16 protein-coding genes are annotated in these 13,903 nt (G+C 47.7%); 9 read left to right on the top strand and 7 right to left on the bottom strand.

Annotated features, from left to right (window positions below; translation table 11 throughout):
- Positions 1-60: 60 nt before the first annotated feature.
- The 5 genes from VV1_RS17930 to VV1_RS17950 all read left to right on the top strand — a co-directional run bounded on the left by VV1_RS17930 (position 61) and on the right by VV1_RS17950 (position 5,166).
- Positions 61-924: a MurR/RpiR family transcriptional regulator gene (locus tag VV1_RS17930; RefSeq protein WP_011081539.1), complete on the top strand. Its 864-nt coding sequence runs from the start codon at positions 61-63 to the stop codon at positions 922-924.
- A gap of 245 nt (positions 925-1,169) precedes the next feature.
- Positions 1,170-2,120 carry an HlyD family secretion protein gene (locus tag VV1_RS17935; RefSeq protein ID WP_011081540.1) on the top strand — a complete coding sequence of 317 codons (951 nt, stop codon included), beginning with the start codon at positions 1,170-1,172 and terminating at the stop codon, positions 2,118-2,120.
- A gap of 3 nt (positions 2,121-2,123) precedes the next feature.
- Entirely contained in the window at positions 2,124-3,050 is a 927-nt protein-coding gene (locus VV1_RS17940; RefSeq protein WP_011081541.1) for an ABC transporter ATP-binding protein, read from the top strand.
- Positions 3,047-4,144, top strand: a complete 1,098-nt coding sequence (locus VV1_RS17945; RefSeq protein WP_011081542.1) for an ABC transporter permease — start codon at positions 3,047-3,049, stop codon at positions 4,142-4,144. Before VV1_RS17940 ends, VV1_RS17945 begins: the two co-directional genes overlap by 4 nt.
- An 80-nt stretch (positions 4,145-4,224) precedes the next feature.
- The gene (locus tag VV1_RS17950) at positions 4,225-5,166 is read left to right on the top strand and encodes a Gfo/Idh/MocA family protein (protein ID WP_011081543.1); all 942 of its coding nucleotides are present in this window, start codon (positions 4,225-4,227) and stop codon (positions 5,164-5,166) included.
- A gap of 80 nt (positions 5,167-5,246) precedes the next feature.
- Here VV1_RS17950 and VV1_RS17955 read toward each other — a convergent pair whose 3' ends face one another.
- The gene (locus VV1_RS17955) at positions 5,247-5,876 is read right to left on the bottom strand and encodes a TetR/AcrR family transcriptional regulator (protein WP_011081544.1); all 630 of its coding nucleotides are present in this window, start codon (positions 5,874-5,876) and stop codon (positions 5,247-5,249) included.
- Between the two features lie 192 nt (positions 5,877-6,068).
- On the opposite strand from VV1_RS17955, the gene VV1_RS17960 reads away from it, so the two are divergent.
- Positions 6,069-7,088: an MBL fold metallo-hydrolase gene (locus VV1_RS17960; RefSeq protein ID WP_043921245.1), complete on the top strand. Its 1,020-nt coding sequence runs from the start codon at positions 6,069-6,071 to the stop codon at positions 7,086-7,088.
- Between the two features lie 123 nt (positions 7,089-7,211).
- Here VV1_RS17960 and VV1_RS17965 read toward each other — a convergent pair whose 3' ends face one another.
- Positions 7,212-7,700: a hypothetical protein gene (locus VV1_RS17965; RefSeq protein ID WP_011081546.1), complete on the bottom strand. Its 489-nt coding sequence runs from the start codon at positions 7,698-7,700 to the stop codon at positions 7,212-7,214.
- A 594-nt stretch (positions 7,701-8,294) separates the two neighbouring features.
- On the opposite strand from VV1_RS17965, the gene dmeF reads away from it, so the two are divergent.
- Together dmeF and VV1_RS17975 are read left to right on the top strand one after the other, a co-directional pair.
- Positions 8,295-9,212 (top strand): CDF family Co(II)/Ni(II) efflux transporter DmeF, encoded by a 918-nt coding sequence (gene dmeF / locus VV1_RS17970; protein WP_011081547.1) that lies wholly within the window; start codon positions 8,295-8,297, stop codon positions 9,210-9,212.
- Positions 9,212-9,628 carry a MarR family winged helix-turn-helix transcriptional regulator gene (locus VV1_RS17975; protein ID WP_011081548.1) on the top strand — a complete coding sequence of 139 codons (417 nt, stop codon included), beginning with the start codon at positions 9,212-9,214 and terminating at the stop codon, positions 9,626-9,628. The genes dmeF and VV1_RS17975 overlap by 1 nt, the downstream gene beginning before the upstream one ends.
- Here VV1_RS17975 and VV1_RS17980 read toward each other — a convergent pair.
- Together VV1_RS17980 and VV1_RS17985 are read right to left on the bottom strand one after the other, a co-directional pair.
- On the bottom strand, positions 9,616-10,035 hold the full coding sequence (locus VV1_RS17980; RefSeq protein WP_011081549.1) for a VOC family protein: 420 nt from the start codon (positions 10,033-10,035) through the stop codon (positions 9,616-9,618). The two genes, VV1_RS17975 and VV1_RS17980, sit on opposite strands and share 13 nt — an antisense overlap.
- A 29-nt stretch (positions 10,036-10,064) precedes the next feature.
- Positions 10,065-10,493 carry a VOC family protein gene (locus VV1_RS17985; protein WP_040110936.1) on the bottom strand — a complete coding sequence of 143 codons (429 nt, stop codon included), beginning with the start codon at positions 10,491-10,493 and terminating at the stop codon, positions 10,065-10,067.
- Positions 10,494-10,735: 242 nt separating this feature from the next.
- Between VV1_RS17985 and VV1_RS17990 the strand changes: the two genes are divergently transcribed.
- Positions 10,736-12,265 carry a DEAD/DEAH box helicase gene (locus tag VV1_RS17990; RefSeq protein WP_011081551.1) on the top strand — a complete coding sequence of 510 codons (1,530 nt, stop codon included), beginning with the start codon at positions 10,736-10,738 and terminating at the stop codon, positions 12,263-12,265.
- 64 nt (positions 12,266-12,329) lie between these two features.
- Here VV1_RS17990 and VV1_RS17995 read toward each other — a convergent pair whose 3' ends face one another.
- From VV1_RS17995 to VV1_RS18005, 3 genes are read right to left on the bottom strand one after another with little or no spacing between them, the layout of a single operon-like run.
- On the bottom strand, positions 12,330-12,737 hold the full coding sequence (locus tag VV1_RS17995; RefSeq protein WP_011081552.1) for a ribosome recycling factor family protein: 408 nt from the start codon (positions 12,735-12,737) through the stop codon (positions 12,330-12,332).
- A gap of 36 nt (positions 12,738-12,773) precedes the next feature.
- Entirely contained in the window at positions 12,774-13,397 is a 624-nt protein-coding gene (gene catB, locus VV1_RS18000) for a type B chloramphenicol O-acetyltransferase (RefSeq protein ID WP_011081553.1), read from the bottom strand.
- 10 nt (positions 13,398-13,407) lie between these two features.
- Positions 13,408-13,770, bottom strand: coding sequence for a YbbD-related protein (locus VV1_RS18005; RefSeq protein ID WP_481924278.1), 363 nt, complete (start codon positions 13,768-13,770; stop codon positions 13,408-13,410).
- Between the last annotated feature and the right edge of the window lie 133 nt (positions 13,771-13,903).

Genomic DNA, 13,903 nt, shown 5'->3' on the forward strand with positions numbered 1-13,903 from the left:
AATTACGCTATTCTTGCGACCGCAGTTTTACTGCGGTCATTGGCAACGTAGGACAATCCCTTGAGTTTAGAAGTCGATATTATTTCTCAAATTACCGAACGTTTTAGCGCATTACGCGAGGCAGAAAAGAAAGTCGCCAAATTGGTGATGGATGACATTGAAACCGCCGCCAATGCGAGTATTACTGAACTGGCCCAGAGCGCCGATGTCAGCGAGGCCACCATTACGCGCTTTGCCAAAGCGATTGGTTGTAAGAATGTGCGCGAAATGAAGATCAAACTGGCGCAATCACTCACCGTGGGCCAACGATTTATTCTCGAACCGCCTGATCAAAGTGGCTATCAAGTGATTTACGAATCCATCAAACAATCACTCGATATCAACCGTGCTTTGATTAATGAACAAGATATTGATCAAGCCGTTGAGTGGCTCTATGGTGCAAGACAAATCATCAGTGTCGGCATGGGTGGTGGTTCCACCATTGCGTCTCAGGAACTGCAACATCGCCTGTTTCGTTTGGGCTTTGCCATTGTTGCCTACCACGATGGTTTGATGACACGCATGGTCGCCGCTACCGCTGATGCTAATGACGTCATGGTGTTGATTTCAGCGACAGGCTACACCCCAGTGATCGTTGAGACGGCGCAACTGGCTCGCGATTACGGCCTGAAAATCATTGCCATCACCCCAAAAGGCACTCCATTGGCTGAACAAGCAAACGTGGTTTTGCCGATAGAGCATCACGAAACGGATTTTATCTACAAGCCTTCCGCCTCACGTTACGCCATGCTGGCCCTTGTCGATGTACTTTCTATGGCGTTAGCGGTGAAAAACAAACGCCGCTCACGTGACAAACTGCGCCGCTTAAAAGTGGCATTAGACTCACATCGTGGCGGCGGGGATAGGCAGCCTTTGGGTGATTAGGCACAGCCAGTAAATCAGATAGAGCGACATTCGGTGTCGCTCTATTTATATTCCTCCTGCGAGCTTAATCCCGTTTCTCACCTTAAAAATCACATTAATTCAAACCCTTACTATACTCATGAGGGCAAATGCATTTAATTCATCACTTGATGAATATTTGCAGAATTAAGTTGCTAGAGCAGCAACCACACCCAGCGTTACACTGTTGATTGATTAACCACTACCGTTACTGTTAGGACGATCGCATGCGAAACCGACTGATCTGCGTATGGGCTCTACTTGCCCTCACCGCTTGTACGACCGAATCCACGCCTCAAGCACTTGGTACACTTGAGCGTGACCGCGTCACCTTTACCACCACCGCCAATGAGATCATTCGAGAGCTTCCCGTCAAGGAAGGTCAGATGGTTTCGCAAGGCGATGTGCTGGTTAAGCTCGATAGCAAAAATCAACAAGCCGTCTTAGCCCGCGCCCTCGCTGAACAAAGCAAAGCGCAAGCCTATCTACTCAAACTCACTAACGGTGAACGACCAGAGGACATTGCTTCAGCACAAGCTCGCGTTGCCCGCGCCGAAGCGCAGTTAATCGAAGCGCAGAAAACCTTCAAACGTAAATCGGAACTGGTGGCGAAAAAGCTCATCAGTCAGTCAGAAAAAGACACCGCTCTCGCACAGCGAGATTCGGCAAGAGCGGAACTGGATTCCGCCAATGAGGAGTTCAGCAAGCTGACCGCTGGCTCACGTCCAGAAGACATCGAACAGGCCAAGGCACAACTGGCCGCCACTCAAGCCGATGTGGTCTTACAGCAGCAGAAACTCGACGAACTCACCATCGTCGCGACCCGAGATGGCATTCTCGACAATCTGCCCTATAACCTAGGGGAGCGCGTGCCTGTCAGTGGCATTGTGGCGGTCATTCAAGCCAATCGCATTCCTTATGCGCGCGTCTATGTGCCTGCCACTTATCGAGTGAACTTCGTGCCCGGCAAACAAGTGACGGTCCATGTCGATGGCGTGAGCGATCCTCAGCAAGGCACGGTGCGTTGGGTGGCGAACGAAGCCTCTTTCACACCCTATTACGCCCTCACCGAGGAAGAGCGTTCACGCTTGATGTATTTAGCGGAAGTGGATCTTACTGAAGCTGCGCGCGCCCTCCCTTCCGGCGTGCCAGCACAGGTTGATCTCAACGGAGAGTAAGCCATGGTTGAATACGCAATTCAGGCGCAAAACGTGGTGAAAAAATTTGGCGATTTCACTGCCATCGACAACATCACGCTGAACGTGCCGAAAGGCAGCATCTACGGCTTTCTTGGCCCAAATGGTTGTGGAAAATCGACCACCATCCGTGTTCTCACCGGGCTACTCAGCCCGAGCGAAGGCAACGTTGATGTGCTCGGTTTGGAGATTCCCAAGGAATCAGAAAAACTCCGCTTGAAGATCGGCTACATGACGCAAAAGTTCTCTCTTTATGATGACCTCACTGTGGAAGAAAACTTGCAGTTCATTGGCCAGATTTTTGGTATGGACAAGAAAACCCTAACTCAGCGGATCAATGAGCAGCTCGCCACTTATGGCTTGGATCAACGCCGCAAGCAACGGGTTTCAGGCATGAGTGGCGGCCAAAAGCAGCGCCTTTCTTTGGCCGCAGCGACCATGCATAAACCCGAGCTGCTGTTTCTTGACGAGCCCACCTCGGCGGTTGACCCCGAAAACCGCCGCGAGTTCTGGGAGCAGTTGTTCGATCTTTGTGACCAAGGCACCACCATCTTGGTGACCACACACTATATGGATGAAGCGGAACGCTGCCACCGACTTGCCATTATGGAAGCAGGTTTGATTCGCGCAGATGGAGCCCCTGAAGAGCTCATGGCGCAAATGGGCGTTAACATTGTTGAGGTCAAAGCGGACAACTTACGTTCGTTAAAAGAGCAGTTATTGCCTTTGGCAGAAGTGCGTTCTGCAGCGCAATTAGGCATTCGCTTACGCGTCTTGATCGATCAACGCGTGGCAGACCCAATAGCGTGGCTAAGAGCCACGTTTCCTCGTTTACAAAACGCGGAAATGAATCTTGCCAGACCAAGTTTGGAAGATGTGTTTGTGTCCGTAACAGGAGAAGGCCGCCAATGAATGCGCTCTATCGAATGAAAGCGATTATGGTCAAAGAATTTCGCCAACTCTCGCGCGATCGTATTACCTTTGGAATGGTGGTGATGATTCCCCTGATCCAACTGCTATTGTTTGGCTATGCGATTAATACCGACATTCGCGACATTCCTGTCGCGGTGGTGGATCAAAGCGAAAGTACTGCAGGGCGTATTCTTACCGAGTCGGTCAAAGTCACGCAAGTGGTCAGTGTGACTCAACGCTACGCCACCGCAGAAGAAGCCGAGCAAGCGATTCAAGATGGCATCGTACGTGCGGCGTTGATTTTGCCGAATGATTTAACGCAACGCATGGCGCAAGGCCGACCGTTAGGTCAATGGATTGTCGATGGTTCAGATACCATGATCAGCGCGGCGATTCTTGGCTTACAAACGATGCCGCTGACAGATTTTGATTTTCAGATCCGCCCGAAACTAACACAAACCTTTGAAGTGGCGCTCTACTACAACCCAAGCCGTCGCTCAGCAGTAAACATTGTTCCCGGGCTACTTGGGGTCATTCTCACCATGACGATGATTTTGTTCACCAGCGCCGCCATTGTGCGTGAGCGAGAACGCGGAAACTTGGAACTGCTGATCACAACGCCGGTGCGTTCGTTTGAACTGATGGTGGCAAAGATCGTCCCTTACATATTTGTCGGTTTGATTCAGGTGTTCATCATCTTAGGGCTTGGACACGTTATTTTTGGCGTTCCTATCAATGGTTCCGTTGCGCAAATATTGTTGGGTACCTTGTTGTTTATTGCCGCGAGTCTTACCTTGGGGCTGGTGATTTCCACCATCGCCAACACACAGTTGCAAGCCATGCAAATGACGGTTTTCATCTTGCTGCCTTCCATCCTACTTTCGGGTTTCATGTTCCCCTACGAGGGCATGCCCGTGGCGGCCCAATGGATTGCAGAAGTGCTCCCCGCCACTCACTTCATGCGGATGATTCGCGGCATTGTCTTGCGAGGCGCTGATTTGTTCGACCTGTGGCGTGACACTTTATGGATGATTGGCTTTACCCTGCTTGGGCTGATCATTGCCTCGACACGCTTCAAGAAATCGTTGGATTAATACGCGACATGGTGTTCAATTGTCACGAGGGGCGCTCGTTCCCCTCGTTCTAACGACCGCGACCAACAACAAGGATTACCATGAAAATTGCAATGATTGGCTTAGGGGATATTGCGCAGAAAGCGTATTTGCCCGTGATCACTCAAATGGCGGATATCGAGCCGGTGCTCTGCACACGCGATGGCGCGCTGCTTGAACAATTGGCCAAACAATACCGAATTGCGGAATATTGTAGTGATTACCGTCAGCTCACCAAAATGGGCATTGATGCGGTAATGATTCACGCGGCTACCAGCGTGCACGCCGACATTGCAGGCTATTTTCTTAAGCAGGGCATCCCAACGTTTGTCGACAAGCCACTGGCAGACAACGCTCACGATGTTGAAACGCTGTATGAAATCGCTCATCAGCACGGTCAGCCTCTGTATGTCGGGTTTAACCGTCGTCATATTCCACTCTTCAATCAAACCATCCCTGAACTCGACACCACAAATAGAGTAGGCAAGGGATTTGAGGCGCTGCGTTCGCTGCGCTGGGAAAAACATCGCCTCGATCTTCCAGGTGAGCTGCGTACTTTTCTGTTTGATGATTTCATCCACCCTCTCGACAGCGTGAATCTCAGTCGCCAAGCCGATCTGCAAGATGTTTACCTAACCTACCAAATGGCGGGCACTCAACTCGCACGAGTGGATGTGCAATGGCAAGCTGGAGAAACCTTGTTACACGCGTCGATGAACCGTCAGTTTGGCGTCACCACAGAACGTGTGGCGGCTAGCTACCAAAACCGCGCCGTTGAATTTGACTCATTTTGTGAAGGCCACCTTTGGCAGCAAGGCCAGCAAACCAAATTGGCGTTAAAAGATTGGACACCAATGCTCACCAGTAAAGGCTTTACACCGATGCTTGGAGATTGGGTCAAGGTGGTGGAACGTGGTCAACTGGCCAGTGAGATTGTGGAACGGAATATCGCTAGCCATCAATTGGCAGAGGCGATCTACCAAAAGATCGCCAAAGCGTTGTAACACGCGTACACGCTAAAGTCTGCTGACCCTATGAATCTGCGGCGATCGTATCGCCGCCTTAACGTGCGGAAATCTCGCCTTTACTTACCGTGCTCTTCACTCACCGCATAATGACTTAAAAACAGTGCTGCGGTGTTTTTTGCCAGTGCTTCTCCTTGCTCAGCCGTGAGCGGTTCGGCGCTGCCAATAAGCTGCGGCCAAAAGGCGCTGCCTTTGATCAAACTGTGAAGCTGGGTTCGAGCGAGTTCCACGCTCTCTAGCTTCAAACGACCTTTTTTATCTTGCTCTGCTAGCCACGTGTAGAGTGCGGTGTCTTGTTTTGACATGCTGCTGGTTTGCGCTTTCAGCTCTTCTGGCTTAAACAAGAAATGGCCTAATGCCACCTTCGCCATATCCAAATAACTGGGCTGAGCAATCACATTGATTTCTTGGCACAGCAAACTCACCAGTTGTTCCTGCAAAGGTCGTTTACTGAGCGCAACCAACTCATCCTCCGTGATCGTGCTCTTCCATAAAACGGATAGCAGCTCCATCACCAAGGCTTCTTTTGAGGAAAAATGGTTATAAACGGTTCGTTTCGACACCCCTGCTAACGCAGCCAGTTTATCCATACTGGTGTTTTGTACACCAAATTCCAAAAACGCTTGTTTAGCCGCCGTGAGTATCGCCTCTCGCTTTTCTTCACTTCGCGTCTTTTTCTTTTCAATCATGGTGTTACTGCTCAGGTTGTCGAAAGATGTGATTATTTTACACCAAGTAGTTTACTTTTCACGCCCAAAATGTAAACTACACCGAGTAGTTTACATTAAATCACTCTCTTTTGTGGTGAGAAGGACGATGAAAACACAATGAACAAACGACTTATCAAAATCACTTTTTTGACTGTGTTAGGAGCTATTGCCATGAGTTCGATCTTCACCGCCTGCTCGACTGCTGAGGCAGAGAAATCCCTTTATCCAAAGACATTTCGTAATAGTGACCCCAATTTCAATGGCGGTTCTGACCTCTTTGAAATCGTCAAAGCGTACTTCACGACGAAACGAGCTTTACCGAAACCCACATTTGCACTGCCAGTGCATAGCATCACGACGGAACAGTTGCTTGAGGAGCAGCAAGATGTGCTCTATCGTCTTGGTCACTCAAGTGTGCTGATGAAGTTGGACGGTCAATTGGTAATGACGGATCCGGTATTCAGTAAACGCGCCTCACCTGTACAGTTTTTTGGCCCTGCCCGCTTTCACCCAACTCCAATTGAGCTCGATGGGCTGCCAAACATCGATGTGGTTCTCATTAGTCATGACCACTATGATCATCTCGACAAAAACACGGTCAAAACCCTGGCGAGCAAAGTGGGCGTTTTTCTTGTGCCATTGAAAGTGGGCGTGATCTTGCAAGAATGGGGCGTGGACAAGCACAAAATCGTTGAGTTTAATTGGTGGGAAAGCCACGTAGTCAACGGAACTGAGTACGTGTTCACGCCTACCCAGCACTTTTCAGGCCGAGGATTAACCGACAGTAACAGCACCTTGTGGGGAAGTTGGGTCATTCGTGGCCGTGAGAAAAACCTCTTCTTCAGTGGTGACTCTGGCTACTTTGATGGGTTCAAAACCATTGGGGAAAAATACGGCCCGTTCGACCTCACCATGATCGAAACTGGCGCGTACAACAGTTTGTGGTCGAACATTCACATGTTCCCTGAAGAGAGCGTTCAAGCGCATCTTGATTTGCAAGGCCAGAAAATGATGCCGATTCACAACAGTACCTTTGATTTAGCAATGCACGATTGGCATGAACCGATGGAAAAAGCGCGACAGATCAGCGAAGAAAAAGGCGTGACGATGATCAGCCCAGAGATTGGTCAGCGCCTTGTGCTTAATGAAGAATCACCACTCAAACCCTGGTGGTTAGAAGATAACGGCTAAAGCCACACATGGAGGATGCAGGCACACGCGACCAAAGTGACTGCATCGCACCTTAGCCAGCATGCCAAGCGTAAGCAGGGAGTGCTAGGCGTACCAAGCCTCTCTGAAACGCCTTGTATGCCATTATTCTTCAGTAACTTTTTCAAATAAGCCTAATACATCAAAAGGCTTTGAAAAAAAGTCATTCGACAAAATAAACGCTTTGGATTCTTGGTCTAGTGATTCAAAGTTGACTTTTTGAGAATGGTCTACACTAAACGTCAATTTTTCAGTTGATTTTATTAGATTGATTGTTGTTTCTCTAGAAGAGTTGCTTTTCACATAAAGCAGTACATAGGCCAAATTTTTCTTTTGCTCCAACGTGCATTTTTCCATCGCCAAATAATTTACGTAGGGCAATATTGAAAAGAAAGAATCCGATTTATCTTTTAAGTATGAAATCGTACTTTCACTTGGCTTGTTTTCTAACGCTATTTTTCTACAATGCTCAATTTTTTCACCTAAGGTTGAAATTGATAAATTCAAGTCAGAATACATTTGATCTTCTATATCCGCTTTTGCAAAAAACGGCAAAAACATCAATAAAAAACCCAAAAACAAAACATTCCTCATAGTTTACACCCATCAGAAATAGCTTTCCAAAATCTGTATTGCTTCCTATCAGAAGTGTGAATTACTGCTTGATAAGTCGCTATATCATATATTTGATTTAACTTAATCGTTTCAAGTTCACGGTTCGATTTTGTTTATTTATTCTTATACATCACAGTTCGAAACACAGATATTTTTCTGATATAAACTGAACCACTTACATCTTAAATAAACTCACATCAAATACTTTGAATATAAAAATACCACATTGCTATCTAATTAATAGATTTCATTAATGATAAATTATATTCAAGATCTCACATCGAAAACTATAACTACAACAGCTGGACACTTTTCCATTTAATATATCCTCTATAAATTTTGAGGATAATATGTTACTACACTTTAAGGGTGATTATTTGTTAATAAATGCGAATGCGATCGTAAATGCACTTTATTGCATAAATTGCACCTCAACCACCGATAACCTGACCAACAAGCCACACAGTGTGGCTTGTTGCGTTTTCTGCACGCAACAAATCGTTGACTTACTTTGACAATCAAACTAAATTGATTTTCAAATATTTTGACTATCAAACAAATGGATTTTCTTTTATGTCTGCTTGCTCTCAAAGCCACCGATTTACCACACACAATCAACAGGGTGAAAAACGCACTTTTTACGTTCTTTTACTCACCCTTTTTACAATGGTGGCGGAAATTGTTGCGGGTACCCTTTACGGCTCCATGGCACTACTGGCTGACGGTTGGCACATGGGGACGCACGCGGCGGCCTTTTGCATCACCCTCTTTGCGTATCGCTATGCGAAAAAACACGCGCACAGTGCTCGTTTCTCTTTTGGCACGGGGAAAGTCAGCGTGCTTGGTGGTTTTACCAGCGCGATTGCTTTAGGAATCGTCGCCTTGCTGATGGTGGTGGAATCGGTTCACCGCCTGTTTAATCCTGAAAGTATTCAATTTAATGAAGCGATCTTGGTGGCAGTGGTTGGATTATCCGTCAATGTCGCCAGTATGTTCTTGCTGCATGATCACCATCATCACGATCACGGCGATCATCATCATGACCATCACCACGAACATGCGCATGAGCACCATCACGACCACAATCTGCGCGCCGCTTATCTTCATGTTTTGGCGGATGCCCTCACTTCAATCTTGGCCATTGCGGCCCTCATCATTGGTAAGTTCTACGGCTGGATTTGGCTCGATGCATTGATGGGCATCGTGGGTGCACTGGTGATTGGTAAATGGACCTTCGGACTGGTGAAACAAACAGCGCCCATTTTGCTTGACGAAAGCATTGAATCGAATTATATCGAGCAGCTTAAACACGCGTTAAGCCCTTATGCCACCGTGACCGATTTGCATGTGTGGCGGATCAGCGGCCACCATTACGGCGCGATCATCAGCTTGGTGGATCACAGCAAAACCTCGTATGAGGAATATAAACACATGCTGGAAAAATTTGATAAGATTCACCACCTCACGTTGGAACTGCAACCGGCCAAGTAATGCGAAATTTAGAAAAACTCAATCAAACTCTGACTGAATTCTACGACAAGATGTCTTCGTGGGAGCAATCGGTGGTGAAAGAAACCGGCTACTCATTGGCGCAAATTCACACCATTGAAGTGCTCGGCTGTCATGGCGCGTTGCGAATGAAAGAACTGGCAGAAAAGCTTGGCATCACGACAGGCACACTGACGGTGCAGATAGAAAAACTGGTCAAAGCAGAGTTGATTGAGCGCTGCGCACTCCCAGAAGATCGACGTGCCATCGTGGTCAAGCTAACAGAAGCAGGACAAGTGATTCACCGCCAACACAATCAACTGCATCTTGATTTGGTTCGCGAGCTCACACGCCATATCGACGAAGAGCAGCAAGCACTGCTGCTCTCTTGTCTTGAGAAGATGAATCAAGAGTTTTGAGGTTTTAGCTCAACCGTATTGCCCTCAGGATCGGAGAGGTAAATGGAACGGCCAAATCCCTGCGCGCCATAACGATCGGCGAAATCTTCCACCTTCACCCCGTTTTGAATGAGAAAATCGAGAATCTCTTGCTCATCTTTAGGGGTAATTTGCAAACAGAAATGATCCAGATTTCGCCCTTCTTGCTCGGGCGCTCTGCCGCCTTGTTGCCCGAGCTTGCTGTCCACCGTGACCAGATCAATCAGTGCACTGCCTGCTCGCAACTGAGTTAAACCAAACTCGGCCACTTCACGCTCAACAACACAACCTAAAATATCGCAATAAAATGCCAGCATCTTGGGCAGATCCACCACCCTCAACACAATGTGATCAATCGCTTGCAACTGAATTGGCCTCGCCTTCTCCATGACGTTTCTCTCCTTTCGGTTATTTTTAGTTATAGCGTGTAATCGTTTTTCAGATCATTTTCTTGACTAAAGTACTCAACAAATTCGAACTGGAAACCATGATCTTCGAGATAGTAAACGCTCTTGCGATGTGGATGATCGCCACCCCAATGATCTAAAGCGTAGCCCGCTAACGCGAGTCGTTCGACCACCGCATCCACATTGGGTACCACGATACCAATATGCTTTACCCCCGTGAAAGCCGTTGTCCAATTCGCTGCATCCCCCTCTCCACCAGTGCTGATGGCGATATAACTGTGTTCATCGCCAACATGGAACCACTCGATCGCGCGGCCAAACCAGTTGTCCAACTTTCCCCCGCCACGCACTCGCCATTCGGGAATCGCACTGGTTAAGAAGTTAATGGTTTTCTGCGCATCAACCACCGACATGTTGGCGTGTTCTACATAGCTTTTCATCATTTTGCTCCTTGCACTTAACTGACAAAGAACAGCCTAAAACCTCAAGTTAAATTGAGGTAAAGCATGAATTTAAAGACGAAAACAGAAAAGAGAGATTGATCACACAAACTTTCCCAAATGACGGATTTCGAGAAAGGAGAATTATCGGTTGAAGTCCCCCCTTAAAAGCCTCAGAATGTCGCACTTTTGGCTGATAGCGAAATCGTCGGCCCTGACTTTACTAACATAGAGAATCATACATGGGTTTTACCTCCTTAGGTCTGTCTGCACCAATCCTTAAAGCTATTCAGGAAAAAGGCTATGACACCCCTTCTCCCATCCAATTGCAGGCCATCCCTGCTATTTTAGAAGGCAAAGATGTCATGGCGGCGGCACAGACAGGAACAGGTAAAACTGCGGGCTTCACGCTGCCTATTCTTGAACGTCTGGCGAAGGGGCCACGTGTGCGTGCAAACCACATTCGTGCGCTTATCTTAACGCCGACCCGCGAATTAGCCGCGCAAGTACAAGAAAACGTCTTTATGTACAGCCGCCATTTGGATTTAAACAGTGCAGTGGTGTTTGGTGGTGTGAAAATCAACCCACAAATGCTGCGCCTGCGTAAAGGTGCTGATGTGTTGGTAGCAACACCAGGCCGCTTGATGGACTTGTACAGCCAAAATGCAGTGAAGTTTGATCAGCTCGAAGTGCTCATACTGGACGAAGCCGACCGCATGTTGGATATGGGTTTCATTCGTGATATCCGCAAAATTCTGGCTTTGTTGCCTGCAAAACGCCAAAACCTGCTGTTCTCAGCCACGTTTTCTGACGAAATTCGCGAACTGGCAAAAGGCTTGGTGAACAACCCTATCGAGATTTCAGTTAACCCAGCCAACTCAACGGCTCGCACCGTAGAGCAATGCATCTACCCAGCAGACGTAAAGAAAAAACCAGCGATGCTTGCCAAGCTGATTAAAGACGGTGACTGGCAACAAGTACTGGTGTTTACTCGCACCAAGCATGGCGCAAACCGCCTCGCGGCTTTCCTTACCGATCAAGGCCTGACTGCCGCTGCTATCCACGGCAACAAGAGCCAAGGTGCACGTACCAAAGCGTTGGCGGATTTTAAATCAGGCGAGGTTCGCGTATTGGTAGCAACCGACATCGCCGCACGCGGTATCGACATTCCTCAGCTTCCTCAAGTCGTGAACTTTGAGCTTCCAAAAGTGGCGGAAGATTACGTACACCGCATTGGCCGTACTGGCCGCGCCGGTGAAACGGGTAAGGCAATTTCTCTAGTATGTGCGCTCGAAGCGCCTGAATTGTTTGCCATTGAGCGTTTGATTCAAGAACTGCTACCTCGTAAAGCGCTGGAAGGTTACGCACCAACCAACGCAGTACCAGAGTCTAAACTGGATACGCGCCCAATTAAGCCGAAAAAACCGAAGAAGCCAAAGAAACCGAAAGCACCTAATGCGGAAGCAGCAGGCAGTGATGCGAGCAGCAAAGGCAACCAAAAGGCGAAAGCTGCAGACAAACCTCAAGGGCAAAACCGTGGCAATGGCAAAGCCAAACGTCAGTTCTCTGCACCAAAAGAAGGTAACAACGATTCAACCAACAAAGGTAAGAGACCAAATACAAAGGGCTCGAAACCTGCGAACAACGCGAATGGCAAAACAAACGGCAAGCCAAGTCACGCCAAACCAAACAGCGCGAAAACTGGTAACAGCAAGCCTGCCAATGGCAAGCCATCGGCTCAACGTCGTAAGCCACGTCCACAAAGCGCTTAACGGTTAAAACGACAAGAGCCACACATTGTGGCTCTTCTCTTATTCCAATCCCCGTCATCCCAGCTTACAAACCCTCAGCAGAAAAACGTGCACTCCTTGCTTGTGATAAGCTGCAGTGCGTTTGCGACATCAACTCCGCCAAGGTAATCGCCGGATTTTCCATCACCAAACGCTGTAATTTGTCTTCCAGTGGCTCCAGCTTCTCACTGTGTGAAGCCAACGCCAATTGCATTTTTTTGACTAAATAGCTGGCCGAGTTTTCTTCCAAGCGCCTTACTTGGTCATAAAACGCCTGAAGTGCTAAGGCTTCGCCAGCAATTTGCCAATGGCGAGATCGACGAACGCGCTTAAGTTCACAACCATGATCCGCCGCCACGCTTTTCAAGTGCTTTGTCGTCTCCCCACCAATACGATGAATCAAGGACGGCAAAGCAATCACCACGAGTTGTTCATTCACGGGCTTAGCTTTCATGTTTTTAGGATCCTTGCCCAGATTACAGTGACACCATTATTGGCTTTGCTTCCACCACAAATACAAACCTTCAATATCTGCCGAGCACATCAAGGCCATGCATTGGCCAAGCTGTTCATCTGACCATTGCCACCATTGCATTTCTTGCAGCATCTCAATCTCTTGGGGAGAAAAACGAAATTTGATGTGTTTAGCAGGGTTTGAACCCACTACCTCATAAGGTGCCACATCTTTGGTCACCACCGCGCGACTGGCGATTATCGCGCCATCTCCAATCGTCACACCTGGCATGATCATCGCTTCCGAGCCAATCCATACATCGTGACCAATGCGCGTATCCCCAGCTCTTACAAAGCCATCTTTCGCTTCTGAAAAGTTAGGATTTTGTTGGTAGAAGAAAGGAAAAGTGCTGACCCAATCCGTTCTATGGCCTTGGTTTCCTGCCATCATGAACACCGCGCCTGAGCCAACTGAGCAAAAGCTACCGATAATCAGCTTGTCCACATCATTTCGCTCTGGATTTAGGTAACGCACGCAATCATCAAAACCGTGGCCATGATAATAGCCAGAGTAGTAGCTATGCCGTCCAACGATGATATTAGGATTGGTAATTTGCTCTTGGATAGGCTTACCCGAAAATGGACTGTCAAAGTAATTCATCTTGTTCTCGTTATTTCATCTCACTGTGGTATTCGCTAAGTTGGTAACGTACCTTACCCGCTTCTTCCAGTGTAAAAATCCAGACACTATTGTCCGATTCAAATCGATATTGATATGCGGTCTCTAAAGGCTGTAGCTGGCTAAGAAACTGCGCCATTTCTTTCTCTGCAATGACAAACGAACCTTGAGAGGTGTTGCTGTCCAGATCATTCGCCACCTCAATTTGCGTGGTCGACACAGGCAGAACATCTGGCAGCCACCCTCTTTCAAAGAGTTGATCCGCTTGAGCCTGCTGGTAATTATCATAGTGGCTTTGAACTATATCAGAGCAGCCCGCTAAAACGAGGAGCAAAAGAAGAAAACGCACTTTCATTGGTCTATCCATTTATTTCAGTGATAATAAGCGAGCAAAAATCGCCAAAACATTCAGCGAAATTGTATAAGAAAAACGACTTGGCGTTTGTACCGCTCTGTCAAAGATTGGTAAGAACTAAACTGCTTTTCTC

This window comes from Vibrio vulnificus CMCP6 (assembly GCF_000039765.1).
Taxonomy (GTDB): Bacteria; Pseudomonadota; Gammaproteobacteria; order Enterobacterales; family Vibrionaceae; genus Vibrio; species Vibrio vulnificus_B.